The sequence below is a fragment of the Enterocloster sp. HCN-30185 genome (assembly GCF_037890305.1).
Taxonomy (GTDB): domain Bacteria; phylum Bacillota; class Clostridia; order Lachnospirales; family Lachnospiraceae; genus Enterocloster.
The window spans coordinates 172082-196185 of sequence record NZ_JBBKBT010000003.1 but is presented as its reverse complement, the minus strand read 5'-3'; the positions used below and the strand labels follow the sequence as shown (position 1 = coordinate 196185).

At 48.8% G+C, this 24104-nt stretch carries 22 protein-coding genes and 1 riboswitch; of the genes, 19 read left to right on the top strand and 3 right to left on the bottom strand.

Translation table 11 applies throughout. From position 1 onward, the window contains the following. The 5 genes from WKT10_RS04950 to WKT10_RS04930 all read left to right on the top strand — a co-directional run bounded on the left by WKT10_RS04950 (window position 1) and on the right by WKT10_RS04930 (window position 6029). Window positions 1-1119 (top strand): sensor histidine kinase, encoded by a 1119-nt coding sequence (locus WKT10_RS04950; protein WP_066550492.1) that lies wholly within the window; start codon window positions 1-3, stop codon window positions 1117-1119. Between the two features lie 35 nt (window positions 1120-1154). Then, on the top strand, window positions 1155-3722 hold the full coding sequence (locus WKT10_RS04945; protein WP_337434464.1) for a hypothetical protein: 2568 nt from the start codon (window positions 1155-1157) through the stop codon (window positions 3720-3722). Beyond that, window positions 3722-4690, top strand: a complete 969-nt coding sequence (locus WKT10_RS04940; protein ID WP_317438096.1) for an ABC transporter ATP-binding protein — start codon at window positions 3722-3724, stop codon at window positions 4688-4690. Before WKT10_RS04945 ends, WKT10_RS04940 begins: the two co-directional genes overlap by 1 nt. Next, window positions 4662-5576: an ABC transporter permease gene (locus WKT10_RS04935; protein WP_066550485.1), complete on the top strand. Its 915-nt coding sequence runs from the start codon at window positions 4662-4664 to the stop codon at window positions 5574-5576. The genes WKT10_RS04940 and WKT10_RS04935 overlap by 29 nt, the downstream gene beginning before the upstream one ends. A 162-nt stretch (window positions 5577-5738) precedes the next feature. Then, entirely contained in the window at window positions 5739-6029 is a 291-nt protein-coding gene (locus WKT10_RS04930; RefSeq protein ID WP_081422994.1) for a GIY-YIG nuclease family protein, read from the top strand. Here WKT10_RS04930 and trhA read toward each other — a convergent pair. Further along, window positions 5977-6648, bottom strand: coding sequence for a PAQR family membrane homeostasis protein TrhA (gene trhA / locus WKT10_RS04925; protein ID WP_066550482.1), 672 nt, complete (start codon window positions 6646-6648; stop codon window positions 5977-5979). The two genes, WKT10_RS04930 and trhA, sit on opposite strands and share 53 nt — an antisense overlap. Before the next feature lie 168 nt (window positions 6649-6816). Here trhA and WKT10_RS04920 point away from each other — a divergent pair, with 168 nt between their 5' ends. Both WKT10_RS04920 and WKT10_RS04915 read left to right on the top strand, forming a co-directional pair. Further along, a complete protein-coding gene (locus WKT10_RS04920; RefSeq protein ID WP_317438097.1) occupies window positions 6817-7572 on the top strand; it encodes an RluA family pseudouridine synthase in 756 nt (251 codons plus the stop codon). Between the two features lie 92 nt (window positions 7573-7664). Further along, on the top strand, window positions 7665-8393 hold the full coding sequence (locus WKT10_RS04915) for a YoaK family protein (RefSeq protein ID WP_340275864.1): 729 nt from the start codon (window positions 7665-7667) through the stop codon (window positions 8391-8393). 131 nt (window positions 8394-8524) lie between these two features. On the opposite strand, the gene WKT10_RS04910 is transcribed toward WKT10_RS04915, so the two are convergent. Beyond that, window positions 8525-10081, bottom strand: a complete 1557-nt coding sequence (locus WKT10_RS04910; RefSeq protein ID WP_066550475.1) for an ABC-F family ATP-binding cassette domain-containing protein — start codon at window positions 10079-10081, stop codon at window positions 8525-8527. Window positions 10082-10269: 188 nt separating this feature from the next. On the opposite strand from WKT10_RS04910, the gene WKT10_RS04905 reads away from it, so the two are divergent. From WKT10_RS04905 to WKT10_RS04850, 12 genes are all read left to right on the top strand, one after another. After that, window positions 10270-11181 carry a leucine-rich repeat protein gene (locus WKT10_RS04905; RefSeq protein WP_340275862.1) on the top strand — a complete coding sequence of 304 codons (912 nt, stop codon included), beginning with the start codon at window positions 10270-10272 and terminating at the stop codon, window positions 11179-11181. A 26-nt stretch (window positions 11182-11207) separates the two neighbouring features. Next, complete coding sequence (locus WKT10_RS04900; RefSeq protein WP_296034593.1) at window positions 11208-12602, top strand: aminopeptidase; 1395 nt, start codon at window positions 11208-11210, stop codon at window positions 12600-12602. 93 nt (window positions 12603-12695) lie between these two features. Next, entirely contained in the window at window positions 12696-13787 is a 1092-nt protein-coding gene (gene tig, locus WKT10_RS04895; protein WP_340275860.1) for a trigger factor, read from the top strand. 64 nt (window positions 13788-13851) lie between these two features. Continuing rightward, entirely contained in the window at window positions 13852-14436 is a 585-nt protein-coding gene (locus WKT10_RS04890; protein WP_066550462.1) for a xanthine phosphoribosyltransferase, read from the top strand. Then, the gene (locus tag WKT10_RS04885; RefSeq protein WP_337934239.1) at window positions 14414-15220 is read left to right on the top strand and encodes an HAD family hydrolase; all 807 of its coding nucleotides are present in this window, start codon (window positions 14414-14416) and stop codon (window positions 15218-15220) included. Before WKT10_RS04890 ends, WKT10_RS04885 begins: the two co-directional genes overlap by 23 nt. A 34-nt stretch (window positions 15221-15254) precedes the next feature. Continuing rightward, the gene (locus tag WKT10_RS04880) at window positions 15255-16808 is read left to right on the top strand and encodes a metallophosphoesterase (RefSeq protein WP_337934238.1); all 1554 of its coding nucleotides are present in this window, start codon (window positions 15255-15257) and stop codon (window positions 16806-16808) included. Beyond that, a riboswitch (TPP riboswitch) is annotated at window positions 16805-16908 on the top strand. (Overlaps the previous gene by 4 nt.) Window positions 16909-16971: 63 nt before the next feature. Next, window positions 16972-17730, top strand: coding sequence for an ABC transporter permease (locus tag WKT10_RS04875; protein WP_340276026.1), 759 nt, complete (start codon window positions 16972-16974; stop codon window positions 17728-17730). 3 nt (window positions 17731-17733) lie between these two features. Further along, window positions 17734-18753: an ABC transporter substrate-binding protein gene (locus WKT10_RS04870; protein WP_340275857.1), complete on the top strand. Its 1020-nt coding sequence runs from the start codon at window positions 17734-17736 to the stop codon at window positions 18751-18753. A 69-nt stretch (window positions 18754-18822) separates the two neighbouring features. Next, the gene (locus WKT10_RS04865; protein ID WP_340275855.1) at window positions 18823-19557 is read left to right on the top strand and encodes an ABC transporter ATP-binding protein; all 735 of its coding nucleotides are present in this window, start codon (window positions 18823-18825) and stop codon (window positions 19555-19557) included. Continuing rightward, a complete protein-coding gene (locus WKT10_RS04860) occupies window positions 19554-20420 on the top strand; it encodes a TatD family hydrolase (protein WP_340275853.1) in 867 nt (288 codons plus the stop codon). Before WKT10_RS04865 ends, WKT10_RS04860 begins: the two co-directional genes overlap by 4 nt. Beyond that, window positions 20417-21628 carry a MalY/PatB family protein gene (locus WKT10_RS04855; protein ID WP_066550435.1) on the top strand — a complete coding sequence of 404 codons (1212 nt, stop codon included), beginning with the start codon at window positions 20417-20419 and terminating at the stop codon, window positions 21626-21628. Before WKT10_RS04860 ends, WKT10_RS04855 begins: the two co-directional genes overlap by 4 nt. A gap of 37 nt (window positions 21629-21665) precedes the next feature. Beyond that, the gene (locus WKT10_RS04850; protein WP_337434476.1) at window positions 21666-22877 is read left to right on the top strand and encodes a cation:proton antiporter; all 1212 of its coding nucleotides are present in this window, start codon (window positions 21666-21668) and stop codon (window positions 22875-22877) included. On the opposite strand, the gene WKT10_RS04845 is transcribed toward WKT10_RS04850, so the two are convergent. Next, window positions 22849-23940 carry a DUF3810 domain-containing protein gene (locus WKT10_RS04845; protein WP_445292993.1) on the bottom strand — a complete coding sequence of 364 codons (1092 nt, stop codon included), beginning with the start codon at window positions 23938-23940 and terminating at the stop codon, window positions 22849-22851. The two genes, WKT10_RS04850 and WKT10_RS04845, sit on opposite strands and share 29 nt — an antisense overlap. Window positions 23941-24104: the final 164 nt, after the last annotated feature.

Below are 24104 nucleotides of genomic sequence, written 5' to 3'. Positions count from 1 at the left end.
ATGGGAAGCAGTTACCGGTTCCGTGTGCTGACCCATATCGTGTACAGCGCCATTATTACCTGCCTGGTAGAAGTATTTCTCATTACAAATCTTTCCATGGTGGCGCGCTACATACAGCAGAGCGGGAAGGTATCGGCTCTGGTCCATTTTATTTTAGGACAGCATCTGGCAGTGGTCATTTTGTATGTGCTTTTGGGGATCGTGATCTTTTCCGTGACCTTTATGATTTTGGAGGAGCCTGGGATCCGCTATCTGGGAAGGATTTCGGATGCGGTTCAGAGCATTTCCCAGGGCAATTTAAATACGGAAGTGGATGTGACCGGGGACGACGAATTTTCCGCCATGGCGGCAAATTTAAACAAGATGTCCTCAGATATCCGAAAGCTTATGGATAAGGAGAGAGAAGCGGAACGCACGAAAAATGAACTGATTACAAATGTGGCTCACGATTTAAGAACGCCCCTTACCTCCATCATCGGCTATCTGGAGCTTTTGGCCGGGAATACGCAGATCCCTCAGGAAATGCAGCACAAGTACATAGAAATTGCCTACAGCAAATCCAGACGGCTGGAAAAGCTGATTGAAGACCTTTTCGGTTTTACGAAGCTGAATTACGGAAAAATCGCCATGCACATAGGACAGATCGATATTGTAAAGCTTTTAGAGCAGCTCTTAGAGGAAGCCTACCCCAACTTTGAGGAAAAAAATCTGTCCTATGACCTTCAGAGCAATGTGCCTGCAAAGATCATAAGTGCTGACGGAAACCTTCTGGCCCGTCTGTTTGACAATCTGATTGGAAATGCCATTAAGTACGGAGCTGATGGAAAGCGGGTTCTGGTAAAGATCCACGGAGAGGAGGACACGGTTACGGTTTCCGTGACGAATTTTGGCCGTGTGATCCCTGCAGATGAGCTGCCTCTTTTATTTAACAAGTTTTACCGGGTGGAGCAGTCGCGTTCTGCCACAACCGGAGGCACCGGCCTTGGTCTTGCGATTGCAAAGGAAATTGTAGATATGCACGGAGGCACCATCCGGGTTGCCAGCGATTTAAATGGTACAGTATTTACGGTAAAGCTTCAGGTACATTTTGATATTGAGAAAGAACAGTTCGGATCATGACGGTGATCCGGCCATAAAAAGAGAGGAAAATACAGATGTACAGATATACACGGGTGCTGAAAGGCGCCCTTTTTGCCCTTTTGTTTTCTCTTTCCGCCCTGCTCCCTTCCTATGCTGCAATTACGGCAGACGGTCCGGGAAGCGGTGTGGCAGGCCCCAGAGAGACTGTGCCGGAAGAAGGCGCACAGACAGAGGCGCTTTGGCAGGATCCGGCTTCACCCCATCCATTGGAGATGGAAGTGGTGTACGGCTATGATAACACAGCCAGAAGCGGCCGTATCCTTCCGATGACCATCCGGGTTACAAATTCTACAAAGGAGGACTTTACGGGAACGCTTCGGGCTGCAACTCTTGAACCGGAATACAGTCCTTATGGAAATAGTTCTCTTTCAGAGTACAGTACCTACCGGTATGAATACCCCATTGAGGTAAAGGCAGGGGAAACGGTTGAAAAAAAGATTCAGATTTCCCTCAGCATTCAGGTAGATCAGGTACTGCTGTCTTTAGTAGATCAGGAAGGAAAGGAGACAGCCGGACGCCGGATCAGGCTGGATCTGAACCTGGATACAGCGGAGCTGTATGTGGGGGTTTTGAGCGACCATCCGGAACGCCTTTCCTATATGGATCATATGGGGATCAATTACAGTACACTCCGCACCCGTCTTATTGAGCTGGATCAGGATACGATGCCAGAATCCCGGCAGGAGCTGGATCAGCTGGATGTGCTTTTGATCAATGATTTTGATACTGGGTCTCTGGACAGCCGGCAGCTTGAGGCTGTATGGGAGTGGACCCAGAGCGGAGGTACCCTTCTGTTCGGAACAGGGGAGCATGCAAATGAAACGCTGGGAGCCTTTTCCAAGGCGCTCTTAGCCAGCCCACTTCCTCAGGCCGTAGAATTTGAACTGGATATGGAAAGCAGTCAGGAATCCTCGGAATATGGGGACAGCCGGATTGTTCTGAACTGCACAGAGGTGGACTTAAAGGGAAGTACGGAGGTCATGACAAAGGGGCCGATGGAAATTATTTCCAGCACACCGGTGGGCAGAGGAATGGCGGCAGCGGCAATTTATGATTTTGGAGATCTGAAAGAATACGGGACTGACAATCCCTCCTATGTAGACCGCCTGTTTACAGAGCTTATAGGAGAAAACCGTCTGAATCTTTTAAGCAGCGGAAACGGAGGCTCCTCCGCAGGCCGTTACTGGGAGGTACAGAGCCTGATCAATACGGGGAATGTAAACCGTCTTCCCAAAGTAGGGCTTTACGTTACGCTGGCAGTTGCCTACGTGGCTCTTGCGGGGCCGGGGCTTTACTTCTTTTTAAAGCAGAGGGAGCTGCGCCAGTATTATCAGCCTGCAGTAGCCATTTTGTCCCTGTGCTGTACCGGTATGGTGCTTTTGATGGGGATACCCACGCGGTTTAACGGCCCGTTTTTTACCTATGCCTCCATTCAGGACGCAGGAGAAGAGGATATATCAGAAACGTTGTTTATCAATATGCGCTCTCCCTATAATCACAGCTATGGGGTATCTCTGGATCCTTCGTACCGTCTGTTCCCTGTCTGCGATTCCTCGTACTACAATCCGGGTACGGTTCCGGCCCTGGTGGATTCTGAGGATCCGGATATGGTGATCCGGTATAAGGAGGATGAAACGTATATTGAAGCGAGAGATACAGGCGCTTTCAATCCCAGTTATTTCCAGATGGAGCGTAACCTGCCAAATGAAACAGGGCAGGGATTTTCCGGGGAGATACGGGCCTTTGAGGGAACGATCACAGGGACGATAACGAATAATTACCCGTGGACCGTAGAAAATGCGGCGCTGCTTTTATATAACCAGATGGTAATGATCGGAACCATAGAGCCTGGACAGACGATTTCCCTGGATGGACGCGAGCTGATATACTGCGCAACGGATTTAGGATATGCTATGGCCGCTCAGATTACCGGAGCTTCACGGTACGGCCAGAAGGTAAATATAGAGGATCCGGATTATGTAAGGGCGCTGGAGCGGACCAATCTCCTTTCCTTCTATGTGGAAAATTATTTTTCCGGATATCATACCCAGGCACGGGTGGTAGCCTTCAGCCAGGAGCAGAAGGAAACGGGATTTTTGAGAAATCCGGGAACAGAAACCTATGGCTGCACGCTTTTAACTTCGGAGTTGGATGTAAATTATGAACAGGATGGCCTTGTAAGCCGTTCGGCGATGCAGAAGCAGCCGCATGTGCTGGCAGGAGAGTACGATGCGGCGCGCAACACCATCTACGGGATAAATCCGGTGGTTCTGGAATATTATCTTGGAAATGAGCTGGAAGTAGATACGCTTCATTTTCATCGTCTCAGCGAAGGGGTGGTTGCAAATTTAAGATATTATTATACCGTACCGTTTGAAGGAAATATGTATTTTTACAACTATAATACAGGCTCTTATGATCGGATGGACAGTGCGGTAAGCCAGTATAACAGGGAGGAACTGGATTCCTATTTGTCACCTGGAAATACGATCACTGTGAAATATGTGTATGATACAGCCGGAGAGTATACATGGAATATCATGCTCCCGGTTCTTACAGTTACAGGAAGGAGACAGCCCTGATGCTTACAGTAAGAAATCTTCACAAAATATATGGAAAATACCATGCCTTAAGCGGCCTGGATATGAATGTAGGCGATGGCGCACTTTACGGCTTTGTAGGACCCAACGGCGCAGGAAAGACAACGACATTAAAAATTATGACAGGGCTTTTGGGCGCAGAAGAAGGAAGTGTGACCATTAATGGAAAGGATGCACTCAGGGACCTGGGGGAATTAAAGGGGATGATCGGTTATGTACCGGATTTCTTTGGGGTATACGATAACCTGACTGTGGCAGAATACATGAGTTTTTTTGCCTCCTGTTATCAGCTTGACGGCCTGATGGCAAGAAAACGGTATACGGCTCTTCTGGAGCAGGTAGGACTGGAGGATAAGCTGGATTTCTATGTGGACGGACTTTCACGCGGAATGAAGCAGCGGCTCTGTCTTGCAAGGGCTCTGATCCACGATCCGGCGATCCTCATCCTGGATGAGCCGACCTCAGGCCTGGATCCGAGAACCAGGTTTGAATTTAAAGAAATACTCAGTGAATTAAGGAGTACGGGAAAAACCATTATTATCAGTTCACATGTACTGTCAGAGCTGGCGGAGATGTGTACGGATATCGGGATCATCGATCAGGGACGGATGGTGCTGGAGGGAAACATAACGGCGATCCTGTCGCGGGTCAACGCCTCAAATCCTCTGGTAATTTCCGTATACAGCAATATGGAGCAGGCCATGGCGGTCCTGCGCCGCCATCCCTGTGTCCAGACTATTTCCATGCGGGAAAAGGATATCTGCGTCCGCTTTGCCGGAGACGGCACCGATGAGGCGATGCTCCTTCAGCAGCTGATCGATGCTGGCGTCCTGGTAAATGGCTTTGTTCGTGAGAAGGGCAGTCTGGAGTCCGTCTTTATGCAGCTGACAGATCATGAAGAAGAAAGGGTGGTGACGTCTTATGAGGCAGAATCCGGTTTACAGCCGTGAGATGAAGGTCAGCGCCAGAAGCCCTAGATTTCCTTTGATCCTTTCCCTTTTTAACGGGATTCTGTGTCTGGCGGCTCTGATCAATATGTACTCGGTGGTTCTGCGGGTCCGTACCAATGCCACGATTCAGTACAGCAGTTTTATGGATATCTACGAATTTGTCACAGCCATTGAGTTTATCCTTCTGATGTTCATTGTGCCTGCCGTCACGGCAGCCAGCATCAGCGGCGAACGGGAGAGGCAGACATTAGATCTGATGCTTACCACCCAGATGACAGCGGCTCAGATTGTGACAGGTAAGCTGATGGGTGCTTTAAGCTCCCTGTTTGTGCTGATCCTGTCCAGTTTTCCTGCGGTAGCCATGGTGTTTGTCTATGGCGGCATTACCTGGTGGGATGCTCTGTCACTGATCTTCTGCTATGTGGCAGTGGCTTTTATGGCGGGAAGTCTTGGGATCTTCTTTTCATCCGTATTCCGAAGATCCACGGTTTCTACGGCTGTAACATACGGCACTCTGATCGCTTTTGTGGCAGGAACGTATTTTATCAACCGTTTTGCCCTCTCGATGTCTGCTGCGAATCTAGACCAGACCATAGCGGCATATGCGATGGAGGCGCCTGCCATCCGTGCTTCTTCCGGAGGCGCTTTTTATCTCTTTTTGATGAATCCGGCCTTTACCTTTATGGCAGTCATTGGAAATCAGGCCGGGCGTAGCACCTCCTTTGCCAGCGTATGCAGCTATTTTGGAATGGAGAATACAGGCTTTGTGATGGAGCACTGGGTTCTTTTAAGCGTTCTTCTACAGCTTGCCGCAGGAGCGCTTCTTCTCTGGGAGGCAGTGCAGTTTCTGGAGCCTGTGAAGAAGAAAGGAAAAAGAAAAAAATAAGAGGATGAGGCACACATTTTAAAAACAGGCGTATACTGATCGTATAAAGAATGTCTGGCGCATCCAGCTGGTGCTTTATCATAGATACAGACCTTTTTAGGTCCGGGCGGTGACGGCGCGTTTTGCGCAATCGCCGTTTACATAGAAAACGGATGAACCGATATGAATGAGAATTATACCTATATCCTGCGGTGTGCGGACGGAACGTATTACTGTGGCTGGACTAATAACCTGGACAGGCGTTTAAAGGCCCACAATGAAGGGAAGGGTGCCAAATACACACGTTCCCGAAGACCGGTGGCCCTTGTCTATTATGAGGCCTTTTCCACAAAAGAGGAGGCTATGAGACGGGAATATGAAATAAAACAGCTCCCCCGAAAGAAAAAGGAGGAGCTGATTTTTAAGCAACAAACTGATACATCATCATGTAATGGCAGAGACTTCCGCCCATGACAAAGAGATGGAAAATTTCATGGGAACCGAAATATTGGTGTCTCGCATTGAAAATAGGCAGTTTCAGGGCGTAGATGACGCCGCCCAGGGTGTAAATGATGCCTCCGGCCAGAAGCCACAGAAAGCCTGCTTTTGGCAGCGCTGCCAGTATCTTTGAAAAGGCCAGGATGCAGACCCAGCCCATGGCAATGTAGATCATGGAAGAAAACCATTTGGGACAGGTGATCCAGAAGGCGTTGATAAAGATCCCAAGGACAGCGATGATCCAGACCAGTGCCAGAAGAGCCCATCCCGTCTGATCTCCCAGTACGATCAGGCATACGGGCGTGTAGGTTCCTGCAATGAGCACAAAGATCATCATGTGGTCGATCTTTCGCAGCAGCTGGTTGATTTTTGGGGAAATATCCAGCGTGTGGTAGATGGTGCTGGCTCCATAGAGGCCGATCATGCTTAAAATAAAAACAGCCAGAGCCGCCAGATGAAACTGTTCAGGAGACCGGGAACCCTTAATAAGAAGAGGAACTGCTGCGGCTGCTGCCAGAACCATGGCGATAAAATGGGTCATGGCGCTGCCCGGATCCTTTATCTTTCGTAAATTGTGTTTTATTTTCTGTGTCATGAATGATACCTCCTTTAAAAATATGACAAGGCTGATATAACTATGATATATAGTATTCAAAACTATATTATGATGTAATGTATACTATACACGGAATGGACGGAATATGCAATACATTTGAAAAAATTATTTGATTATCAAAGTAAATGGGAAGAAAGGGGATAAGATATGCTTTCTGTATTATATGAAGATTCGGATATTCTGGTAGCGGTAAAGCCTGCAGGAGTGGAATCGCAGTCAGCCAGGGGCTTTGCAAAGGATATGGTCAGCGAGATCCGCAGATATCTCACCATTCAGGCCAGAAATCCACAAAATATCCACAAATTAACCACATTATCCTCAAAAGGGCAGGGGAAAAATCAGCCGCCTTATGTGGGAGTTATCCACAGATTGGACCGGCCTGTGTCGGGAATTATGGTGTATGCCAGAAATCAAAAGGCTGCAGCTTCTCTTAGTTCCCTGATGCAGCAGGGAAAAATGGAAAAATGGTATAAGGCAGTGGTATGTGGAAAACCTGTGGATAATCATGGTGTATATGTGGATTATCTCAGACAGAATCAGGGAGAGAACCGGTCTGAAATTGTGGATAAATCGGCAGCAGGAAGTAAACGGGCAGAGCTTTCATATACGGCAGAGGCATCGACAGAGCGCTGTGACGCGGGGGAGAGCAGGGAATACAGTCTGGTGAGGATACGTCTGCTTACAGGCCGCCACCACCAGATCCGGGTACAATTTTCCGGCCATGGAACACCCCTTTATGGGGATGATAAATACGGAGAAAAGACAGCTCCCGGACAACCTGACCTATTGGCTCTGTGCGCCTTCCGTCTGTCCTTCCCTCATCCTGTAACGGGAAAGCGGATGGAGTTTGAAATGGAGCCGTCCGGAGGCGCTTTTGAGTGGTTTAAGGAAAATCCATCTTAAAAGTGAAGAAAAAATGGTACTTTTGCAGAATGACGCTGCAACTATTTTTTGTTATAATGGTTTGGATCGATTAAAAGGCAGGTAAGGGGAAAATGGAACGGATATCAGAATCAGGGCTTGGACGGCTCCTCCATTATAATATGACTTGTATAGGCGGTTTTATGGGAACCTTTGCAGTCTGCGGGTTTGGAGGGAATTTTGCCTCGGCCCATACGGGAAACATCATGAGTCTTACAAAGGATCTGGTGGGGTGCGATCTCATACAGGCAGGAATCCGGCTGGGGGCTCTGGTCTTATTCAGTCTTTCCATTGCGGCAGCCTATCTGATAAACCGTATGGTAAAGCCTGACATGGAACGGCTCTGTCTGATCGTGGATGTGGGAGGGTTCCTTTTGTGCCTGCTTCTTCCAAAGGGACTTCCCGATCTGGTCCGGCTTTACCCTATTTTTATTGCGTCAAGCTTTCAGTGGGGAACATTTTCCGGAACAGACGGCTATAACAGCTCCACTATCTTTACAACCAATAATTTAAAGCAGTGTGTTTTGAGCTGGACTCAGTATCTCTTAGACCATGAGGAAACCATGCGCCGCCGTGCCTGGTTTTATACCATAACCGTAGGGGCCTTCACCGTGGGGGCGCTCATTGGCTGCATGGCTGTGCTGAGGATGGGTGGTCGCGGCGTTGTGTGGGGACTGGGGCTTATTTTGGCGGCAGGAGTTTTGAGCTTCCTGAAAAAGCGGCAGATTGAAAAAGGCGAGAGTTCCAAAGACAGGACTGCTTCTCCGGCAAAAGATAAAAAGGTTCATGCTCCAGCGGTATAAAAACTGTGGGTTCTCAAAAACAAGAAAACAGGCATATCAGCCCTGACAAGGTGCATTTACACCAGGTTGGGGCTTATATGCCTGTTTTTTAACGTGATGTTATGCCGGACGATGTCCCGCCGGCTTTATAATTATGACAGCCGAAGCGCCCAGTCTCTGCAGTCCCAGATATCCGTAGCCAGTCCCTCATAGAACTCCGGTTCATGGCAGATTAAAAGGATGCTTCCTTTGTATTCCTTTAATGCACGTTTCAGCTCCGCCTTTGCATCCACATCCAGATGGTTGGTAGGCTCGTCTAAAAGCAGCACATTGGATTCACGGTTGATCAGTTTGCACAGACGCACCTTGGCCTGCTCGCCTCCGCTTAAAACACGCACCTGGCTTTCGATATGCTTGGTTGTGAGGCCGCATTTTGCCAGGGCAGACCGAACCTGATACTGGGTATAGGAAGGAAATTCCTTCCAGATCTCATCCAGACAGGTGTTGGTATTGCCGGGAGCCATTTCCTGTTCAAAATATCCGATGGACAGGTAATCTCCCAGCTCTACGGAACCGGACAAGGCAGGAGTCAGTCCCAGGATGCTCTTTAAAAGGGTTGTCTTTCCGATGCCGTTGGCACCTACCAGCACAGCCTTCTGTCCCCGCTCCATCACCAGGTTTAAAGGCCGGGAAAGAGGCTCATCATAGCCGATCACAAGATCCTTTGTTTCAAAAATGTATTTTCCTGCGGTACGGGCTTCCAGGAAATGGAATTCAGGCTTTGGCTTCTCCTTTGCCAGCTCAATGACTTCCATTTTATCCAGCTTCTTCTGCCGGGACATGGCCATATTCCGGGTTGCCACACGGGCCTTGTTGCGGGCCACAAAGTCTTCCAGCTCTGCGATTTCCTGCTGCTGGCGCTTGTAGGCAGCCTCCAGCTGTGCCTTCTTTACCGCATAGACCTCCTGGAATTTGTCGTAATCGCCCACATAACGGTCCAGTCTCTGGTTTTCCATATGGTACACCAGATTGATAACGCTGTTTAAAAACGGGATATCATGGGAAATGAGGATAAATGCATTTTCATAATCCAGAAGATACCGCTTCAGCCATTCGATATGCTGTACATCCAGATAGTTGGTAGGTTCGTCCAAAAGCAGGATATCGGGCTTTTGCAGCAGCAGCTTTCCCAACAGCACCTTGGTTCTCTGGCCTCCGGAAAGCTCTGTTACATCCCGCTCCATGCCGATCTCATCTAAGCCCAGGGCGCGGCCTACCTCGTCTACCTTGGAATCAATAATATAGAAATCATGGGCCATCAGCAGATCCTGTATGGTTCCCAGTTCTTCCATCATCTCATTCATTTCCTCTTCACTTGCCTCGCCCATGCGGTCACAGATGGCATTCATGTTTGCTTCCATTTCAAAGAGGGGCCCAAAGGCGCTTTTTAAGACTTCCCGGATCGTCATTCCCTTTTCCAATACCGTGTGCTGGTCCAGATAGCCCACATTTACATTTTTCGCCCATTCTACCTTGCCTTCGTCAGGCATCAGCTTTCCGGTGATAATGTTCATAAAGGTGGACTTTCCCTCGCCGTTTGCTCCTACCAGGCCGATATGCTCGCCTTTTAAGAGACGGAAAGATACGTCCTGAAAAATAGCTCTGTCTCCAAAGCCATGGCTTAAATGCTCTACGTTTAAAATACTCATATTTCCTTTAAACTCCTTATATCTGCTTGCTGAGTGTCCTGTATATTCCAGTCGATTGTACATGAGAACCGGGGCTGTGGCAAGAGGTTTGAAGGCTTTCTGTCAAAAATCATCTTGAAAAAATTCTTCAAACTGATTAAACTGGTACTATGGACTTATTATATAGAAAAACACCGGAAGGAATCTGTTTGGAGCGCTGTTATACCCTGGACGGCGCTCCCGTTCTTCCGGAGCGTATGGATGGAATGCCGGTGACAGAACTGGATCGGTATTTTTTTTCGCAGACTGTAAGAGGACGGGAGGTTCCTCCGGAAGAGCTTAATGGAGAGCCTGAGCTTTGCGGATCAGGGCTTGATGAGCTGACTCTTCCGGAGTATCTTAGAAAAATAGGCCCTTATGCCTTTTACAACTGCTTTCATTTGAAAACCCTGTCCTTCTGGAGTACGGTGGAGGATTGGGGAGCCGGTGTATTTACCGGTTGCACAGGGATAAAGCATCTGAAGATCCGGGTGGTACCGGGCAGAAAGTCCTGTTTTAAGGAGGTTCTTTCCGAGCTGCGCCAGGAACTTATGGCTGATTATCTGGACCCGGAGGGAAGGCTTCTTGCCAGACTGGTATTTCCTGAGTTTTTTGAGGAATCGGTGGAAAATACCCCGGCTCGGATCATTATGAGAGAAATGCACGGTTGCGGCCATATGTACCGGTATTGCTTTGAGGATACGCAGTTTCAGTTCCGGGAGTATGACCATCTGTTTCCTAATACCGTGATCCAGGAACGGCCCGGTCTGGCAGCTCAGATGGCAGTGTACCGTCTGTACTGGCCCTGGGGTCTCACCGATGAATTTAAAGACCAATACTGGGGATTTTTAAAGCAGCATCCAAGAGAAACGGCATCAGGGCTGACGGACAGGCGGGAAACAGCGATTTTGAAATGGCTGTCCTGGCAGACAGAGGCAGATCAGGCCTTTCTGGAGGGGCTGTTAAATGGGATTGAAGATCAGAGAGATCCCCAGGCTGCGTCTGTTTTGCTGGATGCGGTACACAGCCGGTTTGGCGGGCAGGTAAAAGAAAAAAAGACCACCCGCACCTTTAAATTGTAGATTAACTTACAGGAGGAATATATAAGATGTCAAAGAAAAATGAAGCACAGAAATTACAGGAGGAGCTGACCTGGTCCGCACCCCATATTGCCAAGGAAGCGCCGGAGCAGAAGGAAAAGGCATTTAAGTACTGCGAGGGCTATAAGGAATTTCTGAACAAAGGAAAGACCGAAAGAGAGTGCGTAAAGGAAGCGGTAAAGATGCTTAAAAAAGCAGGCTATAAGCCCTTTGACCGCAAGGCTTCTTATGTACCCGGCGATAAGGTATACGTTGTAAATCGGGAAAAGGCAGTGATCGCCACAACCTTTGGAAAGAAGCCTTTAAAGGATGGACTGCGCATCAACGGAGCCCATATCGACGCGCCCAGACTGGATTTAAAGCCGAATCCGCTCTATGAAAAGGAAGATATCGCTTATTTTAAGACCCATTACTACGGCGGCATCCGCAAATATCAGTGGGGAACCGTGCCTCTGGCGATCCACGGCGTTGTAGCAAAAAAGAACGGAGAGCTGATCGAGGTCTGCATCGGTGAAAAAGAGGATGAGCCTGCATTCTGCATTACAGATCTTCTGCCTCATCTGGCCGGAAAGCAGAATGAGCGTCCTTTAAGAGAAGGTCTTAAGGGAGAAGAACTGAATGTGATCATTGGATCCATCCCCTACGAGGGCGAGGAGATTAAGGAAGCCGTAAAGCTGATGGTTTTATCTCTTCTCCATGAGAAATACGGCATTAAGGAAAAAGACTTCTTCCGCGCAGAGTTTGAATTGGTTCCTGCCGCAAAGGCAAGAGATATCGGACTGGACAGAAGCCTTGTGGGCGCCTATGGACAGGATGACCGGGTATGCGCTTATACAGCCCTTACCGCAGAGATTGAGACAAAGAAACCGGCCCATACCACAGTAACCATTCTTACAGATAAGGAAGAAATCGGCTCTGAGGGAAATACGGGTCTTAATTCCGACTATGTGCTTCACTATATCGAAGATCTGGCAGAGCTGGAGCATACGCCGGTACGGGATATTTTAAGAGCCTCCCTGTGCCTTTCTTCTGATGTAAATGCCGCTTATGACCCAACCTTTGCAGATGTATTTGAAAGCCGCAATGCAAGCTACATCAACAAAGGCTGTGTTTTGACAAAATATACAGGTGCAAGAGGCAAATCCGCTTCCAATGACGCAAGTGCAGAGACTATGGCAAAAGTGATCGCTATTATGGAGGAGGCAGGCGTATTCTGGCAGGCAGGAGAGTTAGGAGCCGTTGATGTGGGAGGCGGCGGCACCATTGCAAAGTATGTAGCCCATATGGATGTGGATACCGTAGACTTGGGTGTGCCGATCCTTTCCATGCATTCACCCTTTGAGCTGGCTTCCAAGCTGGATGTGTACAATACCTACAAGGCATTTAAGGCATTTTATGCATAAAAGGCTTTTTTTTCAACGTCTTGTATGGTATAACTATGTACAGCGCCTGCCTGAGAGCAGGCGAAAATAGTATGATAGAAAAGGGAAACCATTATGAGAAAAATCGCATTATTTTGTCTGTGCGGCCTTACGGCAGCTTCTATTCTGACTGGCTGCTCCGGCAGTGCAGACGGCAACGTAAATTTGGGAACCGTTACACTTTCCGAGTACAAGGGAGTTACTGTTAATATTGAGGCTCCTGAGGTTACGGATGAGGAAGTGGATACAAAGGTAGAGACTATCCTGGCACAGAACCCCAACGAGGTAGAGGTAGACCGGGCCGCCAAGGAGGGCGATATTGTAAATATCGACTTCAAGGGAACAAAGGACGGAGAAGCCTTTGAAGGCGGTTCTGCAGAGGATCAGGATCTGGAGCTGGGTTCCGGTAAGATGATCGAGGGCTTTGAAAGCGGCCTGATCGGTGCAAAGAAGGGTGAGACAAAGACATTAAATCTTACCTTCCCGGAGGACTACAGAGAGGAATCCCTGGCAGGACAGCCGGTTGTATTTGAGGTAACTGTAAACTCCGTAAAGGAGGAGCAGGAGGCAGAGCTGAACGATGATTTCGTAAAGAGGGTGTCAAAGGAAGAGTATCAGACCGTAGACGCTTATAAGGAAAGCATCCGTGAGGATCTGCTGGATCAGAAGCAGTCCGCAGCAGAACAGGATATGGAAGAGGGAGCCCTTCAGAGCGTAATCAACAGTTCAGAATTTAAGCTTTCCAGAAACGGCCTTTCTGTCCGCTACAATCAGATGGTAAAAGAATACACCAATCAGGCTAAGATGTACGGAATGAGCTTTTCACAGATGGCTCAGGCCAACGGCATGAACGAGCCGGCCATGAAGGAGTATATCTACGATTCCGTAGAGGAAGCTGCCAAGAGAGAACTGACTGTAGAAGCCATCGCAGCAAACGAGGGAATGGATCAGATCACAGATGAGGACAGAGAGCTCTTTGCTCAGGAAAACGGTATGTCAAAGGATACCCTGATCAATATGTACGGACAGGAGCAGGCAGACGAGTATGTGCTTCAGGATAAGGTACTCTACTATCTGGCTTCCAATGCTGTCAATGAAGCAGAAAATCCGGCAAAGGTTTCTGAGCGGGTTCTGGAGAAGACTGAGGCTTCCCCAGAGGCAGAATAAAAAGGAATAAGAGAAGCGTCGGGAGCGTTTCATAGGTTATACCACAGAAAAAGGAGGACTATGCATGCAGATCTTAAAAGACAGGATCCGTAAAGACGGAAAAATCAAGGGCGGTAATGTTCTGAAGGTAGACAGTTTTTTAAATCATCAGATGGATATCAAGCTTTTTGGCGAAATTGGAAAGGAATTTAAGCGCAGATTTGCGGATGCTGAGGTAAATAAGATCCTCACCATCGAGGCATCCGGTATTGGAATTGCATGTATCGTAGCCCAGTATTTTGATGTGCCGGTGGTATTTGCAAAGAAAAACCAGACCAAAAATATCGCAGGAGAGGTTCACACCACCAAGGTAGAATCTTTTACCCATGGCAGGGTGTACGATATCATTGTGGCAAAGGAATTTTTAGGAAAAGGCGATAAGGTTCTTATTATCGATGATTTCCTGGCAAATGGCAAGGCGCTGGAGGGACTGATCGCACTGGTAAGAGATTCCGGAGCCGAGTTGGTAGGAGCCGGTATTGTAATCGAAAAGGGCTTCCAGGTAGGCGGAGATCTGATCCGTTCCGAGGGGATCCGTCTGGAGTCTCTTGCGATTGTAGACAGCATGGACGAGGAAACAAATACCATTGTATTCAGGGATGATGAATAAAATGAAGGCATTATTTTTTGACATAGACGGAACCCTTCTTTCTGAAAAGACGCGGCAGATTCCTGAGAGCGCAAAGGAAGCCCTTAAGGAAGCCAGACGCAGAGGCCATCTTGTATTTATCAATACGGGCCGCGTGTACTGCCACCTGTCTCAGATCCGCTCTGAGGTAGAGGCAGACGGCTTTCTCTGCGGCTGCGGCACCTGTGTGGTAGTTCAAGATCAGATTCTCTACCGCCACGCGATTCCCTATGAACGGGGGCTTCAGATGAAGCGCGATATTGATGCGTGCGGCCTGGACGGCATCCTGGAGGGAACAGAAGGGTGCTATATGCATAAAACGCCTTCCCGCATCCCAAGAGTTGAGGAGCTTAAGAATGCGATCCGGGCGGGCGGCTGTGTCATTCCCCATGACTGGGAGGATGAAGGCTATGTGTTTGACAAGATTTATCTTGGATCCGATGAAAACAGCCGTCCCAAAGAACTTTTTGGACGAATGAAGGACATGGAGATCATTGACCGGGGAAATGGCTTTTATGAATGTGTGCCAAGAGGTCATTCAAAGGCAACCGCTATTGACCAGGTGTTAAAGCACTGCGGCATTTCCCTGGAAGACGCCTATGTGTTCGGAGACAGCAGCAATGACCTGTCCATGTTCCGATATGCTTCCAACTGTGTCCTTATGGGCCATCACAGCCCGGTGCTGGAGCCCTATGCTTCCTTTGTTACAAAGACAGTAGAGGAGGACGGGATTGCGTATGCCATGAAGGAGCTGGGGATTATTTAGCCCCGGTTCGGAAATGGAAAGCAGGATATAACGGATGAAACAGAAAACCTGGATCATAAGTGCCCTGATGTGTGCCATGGTTATCATGGTATGCCTCGGGGTACTGCACCTTTTAAAGGAAATGACAGAAAACAATGCACCCTCAGGGACTGTGGCTGAGGAAAGCACAGACCATACAGAACCGGAAATCGATTTTGCAGAGGAAGAGGAAACGAAAGAGGACATAGCAGAGACGGGTTCGGAGGAAGAGGAAAGCGATGTTCCCGTAGAGAGGGAAGAAGGATACTATGGATGGAAGCAGGAGCTTCCCCAGATTTTTCCTTCTGTTCCGGAGGAGGTTCCCTATGAGCCGCCCAGGCTGATCCTTGCGACCGATCTTCACTATCAGAGCGCCCAGGCAGATGACGGCGGAGCCGCCTTTCAGCTTTTTGTGGAGCGGGGAGACGGCAAGGTGGTGGAATATCTGCCGGAGCTTTTAGAAGCATTTATGGATCAGGTCATAGAGGAACATCCCTCGGCTCTGGTTTTAAGCGGCGATATCACCATGAATGGGGAAAAGATAAACCATGAGGAGCTGGCCAGAGGGCTTATGCGGGTACAGGACGCCGGGATTCCGGTACTTATTGTTCCCGGAAACCATGATATCAACAATCCCCATGCAGCCGTGTATTTCGGTGAGGAAAAGGCAGAGACAGATCCGGTGACGCCGGAAGAATTTTACAATATTTACCATATGTACGGCTACGACCAGGCTATCAGCCGGGATGATGCTTCTTTGAGCTATGTCTATCAGCTGGATGAGAGAAATCGTCTCCTGATGCTGGATACCTGCCAGTATGAGCCTAAGAATATGGTAGAAGGGCAGCTTAAGGTGGAAACGCTCCGGTGGGCAGATGAACAGCTTAAAAAGGCAAAGGAAGATGGGATGAACGTTCTTCCCATCGGCCACCACAATCTTCTGGCTCAGAGCCGGATGTACACGACCCAGTGTGCCATGAACAACAATGGCGATGTGATCGAGCTGTTCCAGAAGTATGAACTGCCGCTGTACTTAAGCGGCCACCTTCATGTTCAGCGGATCCGCAAGCATAAGGCAGAACCGGGAGCGGCAGATGATTCATACGGAATCATGGAGATTGTCACGGACGCACTCAGCATACCGCCCTGTCAGTATGCGCTTCTGGAATGGAAGCGGGACGGCAGTATGGAATACAGCACAAAGGCAGTGGATGTATCGGCCTGGGCGGCGCGTACCGGAAGCCAGAATCCGGATCTTCTGGATTTTGAGGGTTGGTCGGAGCGCTATATCCAGAAGCTGATCATTGACCAGATCCGGGGTGTTGTAAAGAATCTGGGAAATGACGTGGAGCATTCCATGGCAGAGGTGTATGCTTCCGTTTATATTGATTATTATGCCGGACGCCGCATCGATGCAAAGGGTATAAGAAGTTCCAAGGGCTACCGCTGGTGGGAGAGAAATATGCCGGACAGTTATCTGTTAAAGGAGCTGGACGCCATGATCGACGACTCGGACCGCGACAACAATTACATGCTGCTGCCGGAGGTAAATGCCGCGGCAGAGGAATAAGACAACAGGGGAGCCTGTATACAGGCTGAGAGGAAATTGTAATTTCGACCCATAACCTGATTTGGATAATGCCAACGTAGGGAAATACAGAGTATATGAATGCTTTTGGCCTCTGTCCTGCGGGATGGAGGCCTTTTAACATATAAGGAGGATAAGATTGAACATGAAGCAGGTAAGCAGCCGGATGGCTCCGGCGGGTTATATTCTGGTGATTTTACTCCTGTGGGAGCTGGCGGTAAGGCTGTTTCATATCCCTCTCTATATTCTTCCCGCACCTACAGCCATAGCTGCTGCTTTGGGAGAAGAATGGCCGGTTCTGGCTTCCCATGGGGCCGTGACGGTATTGGAGGCACTGGCTGGTATTCTGATCTCTCTGATTTTGGCACTGGCCCTGGGAATCCTTATGGACCGGTTTCCGGCAGTGCAAAGAGGCATATACCCTCTTTTGGTCGTTACTCAGACCGTACCCATGATCGTACTTGCCCCGATTTTGATCATCTACATGGGCTTTGGTTCCGGCCCGAAGATTCTTACCGTGGTTTTGATGTGCTTTTTTCCTGTGGCGGTGAGCTTTTCAGACGGCCTGTCCCGTGTGGATGAGGAATACGTTCACCTGGTACGTTCCTATGGTGCGGGAAAATGGGGAGCGTACCGTCTGGTAAAAATTCCTGCTGCCCTTCCTGCGCTGTTGTCCGGTCTTAAGGTGGCTGCAACTTACAGTATCAGCGGGGCTGTGGTAGGAGAGTGGATTGGTTCCCAGCAGGGACTTGGATATTATCTGCTGCGGGTAAAAAACGGATATATGCTGGACAAGGTTTTTGCCTGTGTGGCTGTGATCATTGGTCTCAGCCTGTGCGTGAATGGGGCTGTGCGTCTGCTTGGGCGGATCTGCCTTCCCTATGAAAGAAAGAGGAGGAAATAAGAGATGGGAAACTATGGAATATTTGTGAGAAAGATAGCGGTAGGGATTTTGGCTGCAGCAGTTGCAGCAGGATTGTCCGGCTGTGCAGACACTGCTTCTGAGAAGGCGGCAGAAGGAGAGAGCCCCGAGAATGTTACGGTAATTCTGGATTATGTTGCCAATACCAACCACACAGGAATGTATGTGGCTCTGGATCAGGGGTATTACAAAGAGGCCGGAATGGATGTGAGTATCGTGGAGCCTACAGAGGGAGCCACAGCTACGCTGATTGCTGTGGGAAAGGGAGATTTCGGCATCAGCTATCAGGAGGATGTGACCATAGCCCGAACCTCGGCCGATCCTCTTCCGGTTAAAGCGGTTGCAGCTTTGATCCAGCACAATACCTCAGGCTTTGTGACCTATGGGGATAAGGATATCCATTCTCCGAAGGATTTTGAGGGAAAAACCTATGCAGGCTGGGGCGGTCCGGGAGAGGAGGCCGTGTTAAAGGCAGTGATGGCAAAGGACGGAGGGGATTTTTCAAAGCTGGATATGGTGATTTCAGACGGCTCCGGCTTTGAGGCGCTGAAGGATAAGGTTGACGTTATGTGGTTTTTTGAGGGATGGGACAATATAAAATGCCGGCTGAATGATTTTCCTATCAACTATATGGAGCTGCGTCAGCTGGACAAGCGTCTGGATTACTATACCCCTGTTATTATCGCCAGTGAGGATACGCTGAAAAATAAGCCGGAAATGACGAAGAAATTCCTGGAGGCTACTGCAAAGGGATATCGGTATGCAATCGAACATCCGAAGGAAAGCGCAGAGATCCTTCATAAATATGCACCGGATTATTCTCTGGAAATGCTTACCATGTCACAGGAATATCTGGCAGGCAAATACATGGAGGATACAAAACGCTGGGGCGAAATGAAGGATTCTGTATGGGATAATTACACGGATTTTCTGGTGGAATATGGCGTAATTGAAGAGGATATCCCGGCAGATCAGTGTTATACCAATGAATTTCTTCCCCAATAAAAATGCGGCGGATGATAAAACAGGACAGACCATAAAAAGGAGGGGCAGGAGCATTTCCCTGCAGATACAATGAAATTAGAGATTTCCGGTCTTACATTCAGCTATGAAAACAAAAAGATATTTGACGGTCTGGAATTTTCCATCCGGGAAGGAGAGTTTGTAAGCCTTTTAGGGCCCTCCGGCTGCGGCAAATCTACCCTTTTAAAGCTTCTTACCGGGGTGATCGCTCCTGAAAAAGGCCATATCCTGACAGATGGACAGGAAATCCGGGGGATTACGGAGCATTTTGCATATATGCCCCAGAACGACCTTTTATTTCCATGGAAAACCATTTTGGAAAATGTGTGTCTTTACGGCAGGATCCATGGAGGGCAGGAGCAGGTAAAAAAAGAGGCCCTGTCACAGATGGGGGCTTTTGGTCTGGAAGGCTATGAAAATGAATACCCTTCTGCCTTGTCCGGGGGAATGCGCCAGAGAGCCGCATTTTTAAGAACTCTTTTGTGCCGTGCGGATATCCTGCTTCTGGACGAACCATTTGGGGCGCTGGATGTGATCACCAGAGGAGAGATGCAGGACTGGCTTCTGGGAGTCCGAGCCAGATTAAACCGCACCGTTCTTCTGGTGACTCACGATATGGACGAGGCCATCTATCTATCCGATCGGATCCTGATCTTAGATCCCGGCAGCGGCAGGATCGGAAGCGAGATAGAGATTGCAGAAAAGAACCGGAGCCGGGACTGGCTTTACAGTCAGGGGGAACTGCGCCGCAGGATTTACAGAGAGATTATGGGAGACAGAACGTGAAAATAGGAGAAAACAGCACAGCAGAACAATATGTGACAGAGGCAGGCAGGTTTTGGGAAGAAGGGGATGGTCTGATCGATGCCCACGCTCATATAGGGACAGAAGAGGAGATCCGGGAACGCATTCGGGATGGAATCCCTTCTGTGATATGTGCGGGAAGCCCAAAAGAGGCGGAGCAATTAAAACGGCTGTTTAATCGTTTTGAGGTGCATCCGGTCATCATTCCTGCCGCAGGGCTTCATCCGTGGAACAGCGATAAGTATCGGGCAGAGGAAATGTTTCCCTTTATGGAAGAATGGCCGGTCATGGGGGAAATCGGTCTGGACACGTTGTGGTGTGACGTACCTCTTAACGTACAGAAAGAGGCGTTTGAATGTCAGCTGGATTTTGCCGTCAAAAAGCGTAAACCAGCGGTTCTTCACACCAAGGAGCAGGAGGCTGAGATTGCCGGGATCCTGCGAAGATATCCTAACCGTTATCTGGTTCACTGGTATTCCTGCGGACAGCATCTGGAGGAGTATCTGGATCAGGACTGCTATGTCTCTATCGGGCCGGATGTGGTGTGGAATCCGGCGGTTCAGGAGGCAGCCAGACAGGTGCCTGAGGATCGGCTTCTCATAGAAACAGATGGTCTTGGGGCTGTGAAATGGGCCTGGGAGGAAGGAGAAAAGCATGGTATAATGGAGTCACAGTTCCATACAGCTCTGCCTGAACTTACAGTCCGCAGTTCTCTGGAGCAGACCTTACGGGAAGTATCCCGGCTCCGGGGAGTGGAGATGAATGTGCTTGCAAAAGCAATTAAGCGGAATTTCCGCAGATTTGTATGGGGAGACAATACCGGACAAAAGGAGGAGAACAGATGAAGTACGATTTTACAAGCATTATGGAACGTCATGGAAAAGATGCCATTGCAGTTGACGGACTTGGCACAATGCCGGGGTTCGCACCGGATCCTCCAAAAGAAGGCTTTGATATCATCCCCATGTGGGTAGCGGATATGAATTTTCCTACTGTACCTACAGTCCAGGAGGCTATGGCTGAACGCATCGGACATCCGGCGTTTGGATACTTTTCTCCGTCCGATGATTATTTTAATGCAATTATCCGGTGGCAGGAAAGGAGAAACGGGGTAAGGGATCTGGAAAAGAAGCATATTGGATATGAAAACGGTGTGCTGGGCGGTCTTCTCAGCGCCTTAAATGTATTTTGCTCCAAAGGGGATCATGTGCTTTTAAATTCTCCTACCTATATCGGCTTTACTAAATCTCTTGCCAATAACGGATACCGCGCTGTCCACTCTCCCCTGTATCTGGATGAGGAAAATGTATGGCGCATGGATTATGAGGACATGGAGAAAAAGATTGTGGAATATAAGATCCATGCAGCTGTTTTCTGTTCCCCCTATAATCCGGTCGGACGGGTGTGGACACGGGATGAGATCGAACGTGCTATGGAGATTTTTAAGAGGCACAATGTATTTGTTGTATCAGATGAAATCTGGTCGGATATCATCACTCTGGGCCATAAGCATATCCCCACACAGAGCGTCAGCGAGGATGCCCGCCAGCGGACCGTGGCTCTCTATGCGCCCAGCAAGACTTTTAATCTGGCAGGCCTGGTCGGAAGCTACCATATTATTTACAATGACTGGATCCGCGACCGTGTAGAGAAGGAGTCCTCCCTGTCCCACTACAATGAGATGAATGTGCTGTCCATGCACGCCCTGATCGGCGCTTACAGGCCGGAGGGATATGAGTGGGTGGACGAGCTGTGCGCGACCATTACGGGAAATATTGATTATGCGGCAGATTATATCGAAACTCATTTTGAAGGAGTAAAGGTTTCACGCCCGGAAGGCACCTATATGCTGTTTATTGATGTGGAGGAATGGTGCAGGAAACATGGAAAGACACTAGAGGAAGTGGAAAAAGCCGGCTGGGATGTGGGCGTGGCATGGCAGGACGGAAAGATGTTTTTCGGTCCCTGGAGCATCCGCATGAACCTGGCCCTTCCCTTAAGCCGTGTAAAGGAAGCCTTTGAACGGCTGAGAAGGTATGTATTTCAGGGGTAAGTCCGGGACGGTACATATTTATTAAGGAGAAACCAACATGCTCACATCCCTGTCATTTATTTTTCTGCTGGGGCTGGCTATGGCGGCTGTGTGTCAGCGGCTTAAGCTGCCCCGCATCATCGGTATGCTCTTAACGGGCATCCTTTTGGGGCCTTATGCGCTGAATCTGCTGGATCCTTCCATATTGGCTGTATCGGCAGACCTGCGCCAGATGGCTCTGATCATTATTTTGCTAAAGGCCGGATTGTCGCTTAATTTGGCAGATTTAAAACGGGTGGGCCGTCCGGCCGTTATGATGGCCTGCGTTCCCGCCAGCTTTGAGATTTTGGGATTTCTTATTTTTGCACCCCATATTTTGGGAGTTACAAGGGTAGAAGCCGCTGTCATGGGCGCTGTACTGAGCGCTGTTTCGCCTGCGGTGGTAATCCCAAGGATGGTTCAGCTCATGGAGGAGAGGTACGGTACAGATAAAAGCATCCCTCAGATGATCATGGCAGGAGCATCCTGTGATGATATTTTCGTCATTGTTCTTTTCTCCACCTTTGTCACCATGGCCCAGGGCGGAGCGGTTCATGGAACGGATCTGCTGAATGTGCCTGTTTCGATTATCCTTGGGGTTGCTTTGGGTGTGGGAACCGGGTACGCCTTAAGCCTGTTTTTTGAAAAAGCCTATGTCTGCGGCCGTTATGTGAGAAACAGCACAAAGGTTATTATTCTTCTGGGAGTATCCTTTCTGCTGATGGCAGTGGAAACATGGCTGAAGGAAATCGTATCCATATCCGGTCTTCTGGCTGTAGTAAGTACAGCTTGCGTGCTGAAAATAAGGAGTATTCCAGATGTATCATCCCGTCTTTCGGAAAAATTTGGAAAACTGTGGATCGCGGCAGAGGTTATTCTTTTTGTTCTGGTTGGAGCCGCTGTAGATATCCGCTATACGCTTGAAGCCGGACTTCCGGCACTGGCCATGATTGCTGCAGCCCTTGTGTTCCGTTCTCTGGGCACCATGTTCTGCCTGTTCGGAACCGCTTTGAATTTGAAGGAGCGCCTGTTCTGCATCATCGCTTATCTGCCTAAGGCCACGGTTCAGGCTGCCATCGGTTCCGTGCCCCTGGCCCTGGGGCTTCCCTGCGGAGCACTGGTGCTGTCCGTAGCAGTTCTGGCGATTGTTATCACAGCTCCTCTGGGAGCATTGGGAATGGATCTTACCTATAAGAAGTTTCTCAAAAAGAACGGTAGTATACCAGCATAAGATCCACCATCCGCCCATAGCTTTTGACCCCGTCGGTCTGGCTGTGGGCTTTTAAATAGGTGTCATTTACTTTCGTGGATACCTCTGCCACCGTTCCTTCAAACTGGTCCCAGAACCGGTTGTTTTCTCCTAAGTCCTCTATTGCTTGAGGATCTAATTGTTCATACAGGCGGCAGTAGCCCTCAAAATCCGCTTTTGCCAGGGCATTTCCCGCATAAACCCATCCGGTCAGATATCCGCTGTATTGAAACGCCTCTGCATCGGATCCGATACAGGCCAGATATCCGATAAAATTTGCCTCATCTTCTCTCATATACCCTTTTAGATGAGAAAGTTCATGGCAGATCGTATGGGGAATATTGTAAAATGGCATCTCGCTGTTGTAATTTGCTTCAATGGTAAAGGGAGAGTAGATTCCTGTAAGCTGTTGTACAGATAGAAGCCGGGGATTCAGTAACGGTTTGGGGTAAGGATACCAGCCCCCAAGCTGGGGAAAATCAGCCCCCAAATTTGCCATAGCCTCCTGTCCCAATTCCCCCATAGACCGGAAAAAGAAAGCATTGCGTTTGGGAGAGTCTTCCCCTGGCACAGTTTCATTTACCTGCTTTACCAGATATTCGCAGAGCGAATAAAGCTCCGCAGTCGTACTGCCTTTTTTTAATTCTTCAGAAAATCCGGCCTCTTCGGAAAAGGGCTTTCTGTAATAATTGATTCCGCAGTTTATTGTATAGATAAAAAATAAAAGCGAGGCAAGAAAAAAGGCATTTTTAAAAAGCAGGAGAGGGCGTTTTAAGCTGTGGAGTATCCAATACAGGCAGAAAGCCAGAAGAAGGTAAAGTCCTGCCTCAGACAGTGAAAATGGAAAAAGGCCGGAAAACCGTGCGATGGTATTTTTAAGACCGGCATAAATGGTTACGGAGTACCACTGGGCAAATACAGGAAATGTTCTGGCACAGCCCAGGAGCAGAACAGATAAAACGGCCAGAATGAGACTTGATGTCATTTTTTTGTCCGTTTTTTTTATAAAGGAAAATGGGGTTGTATTCCTATCATTTAGTTTCATATACACATTTGTTCTCTTTCGTATTTTTTCCATTATAATTGCTGGGAAAATGGGAGTCAAGGGGAGGGAAAGGCAAAGGGGGAATGAAGCATCTTGACTCAGCTGGCGGTATCCCCTATACTTAGTAGAAAATAAGTCCCCAAAGGTCTGCTCTCTGGGACTGG

Bases quoted from the DNA above. Each gene is read 5' to 3' on its own strand.
- WKT10_RS04850 (WP_337434476.1), top strand. From the start codon at position 21,666: ATGCTCACATCCCTGTCATTTATTTTTCTGCTGGGGCTGGCTATGGCG.
- WKT10_RS04890 (WP_066550462.1), top strand. From the start codon at position 13,852: ATGCAGATCTTAAAAGACAGGATCCGTAAAGACGGAAAAATCAAGGGC.
- trhA (WP_066550482.1), bottom strand. From the start codon at position 6,648: ATGACACAGAAAATAAAACACAATTTACGAAAGATAAAGGATCCGGGC.
- WKT10_RS04910 (WP_066550475.1), bottom strand. From the start codon at position 10,081: ATGAGTATTTTAAACGTAGAGCATTTAAGCCATGGCTTTGGAGACAGA.
- WKT10_RS04940 (WP_317438096.1), top strand. From the start codon at position 3,722: ATGCTTACAGTAAGAAATCTTCACAAAATATATGGAAAATACCATGCC.
- WKT10_RS04945 (WP_337434464.1), top strand. From the start codon at position 1,155: ATGTACAGATATACACGGGTGCTGAAAGGCGCCCTTTTTGCCCTTTTG.
- WKT10_RS04920 (WP_317438097.1), top strand. From the start codon at position 6,817: ATGCTTTCTGTATTATATGAAGATTCGGATATTCTGGTAGCGGTAAAG.
- WKT10_RS04855 (WP_066550435.1), top strand. From the start codon at position 20,417: ATGAAGTACGATTTTACAAGCATTATGGAACGTCATGGAAAAGATGCC.
- WKT10_RS04915 (WP_340275864.1), top strand. From the start codon at position 7,665: ATGGAACGGATATCAGAATCAGGGCTTGGACGGCTCCTCCATTATAAT.
- WKT10_RS04935 (WP_066550485.1), top strand. From the start codon at position 4,662: ATGAGGCAGAATCCGGTTTACAGCCGTGAGATGAAGGTCAGCGCCAGA.
- WKT10_RS04870 (WP_340275857.1), top strand. From the start codon at position 17,734: ATGGGAAACTATGGAATATTTGTGAGAAAGATAGCGGTAGGGATTTTG.
- WKT10_RS04845 (WP_445292993.1), bottom strand. From the start codon at position 23,940: ATGAAACTAAATGATAGGAATACAACCCCATTTTCCTTTATAAAAAAA.
- WKT10_RS04930 (WP_081422994.1), top strand. From the start codon at position 5,739: ATGAATGAGAATTATACCTATATCCTGCGGTGTGCGGACGGAACGTAT.
- WKT10_RS04875 (WP_340276026.1), top strand. From the start codon at position 16,972: ATGAAGCAGGTAAGCAGCCGGATGGCTCCGGCGGGTTATATTCTGGTG.
- WKT10_RS04950 (WP_066550492.1), top strand. From the start codon at position 1: ATGGGAAGCAGTTACCGGTTCCGTGTGCTGACCCATATCGTGTACAGC.
- WKT10_RS04900 (WP_296034593.1), top strand. From the start codon at position 11,208: ATGTCAAAGAAAAATGAAGCACAGAAATTACAGGAGGAGCTGACCTGG.
- tig (WP_340275860.1), top strand. From the start codon at position 12,696: ATGAGAAAAATCGCATTATTTTGTCTGTGCGGCCTTACGGCAGCTTCT.
- WKT10_RS04880 (WP_337934238.1), top strand. From the start codon at position 15,255: ATGAAACAGAAAACCTGGATCATAAGTGCCCTGATGTGTGCCATGGTT.
- WKT10_RS04865 (WP_340275855.1), top strand. From the start codon at position 18,823: ATGAAATTAGAGATTTCCGGTCTTACATTCAGCTATGAAAACAAAAAG.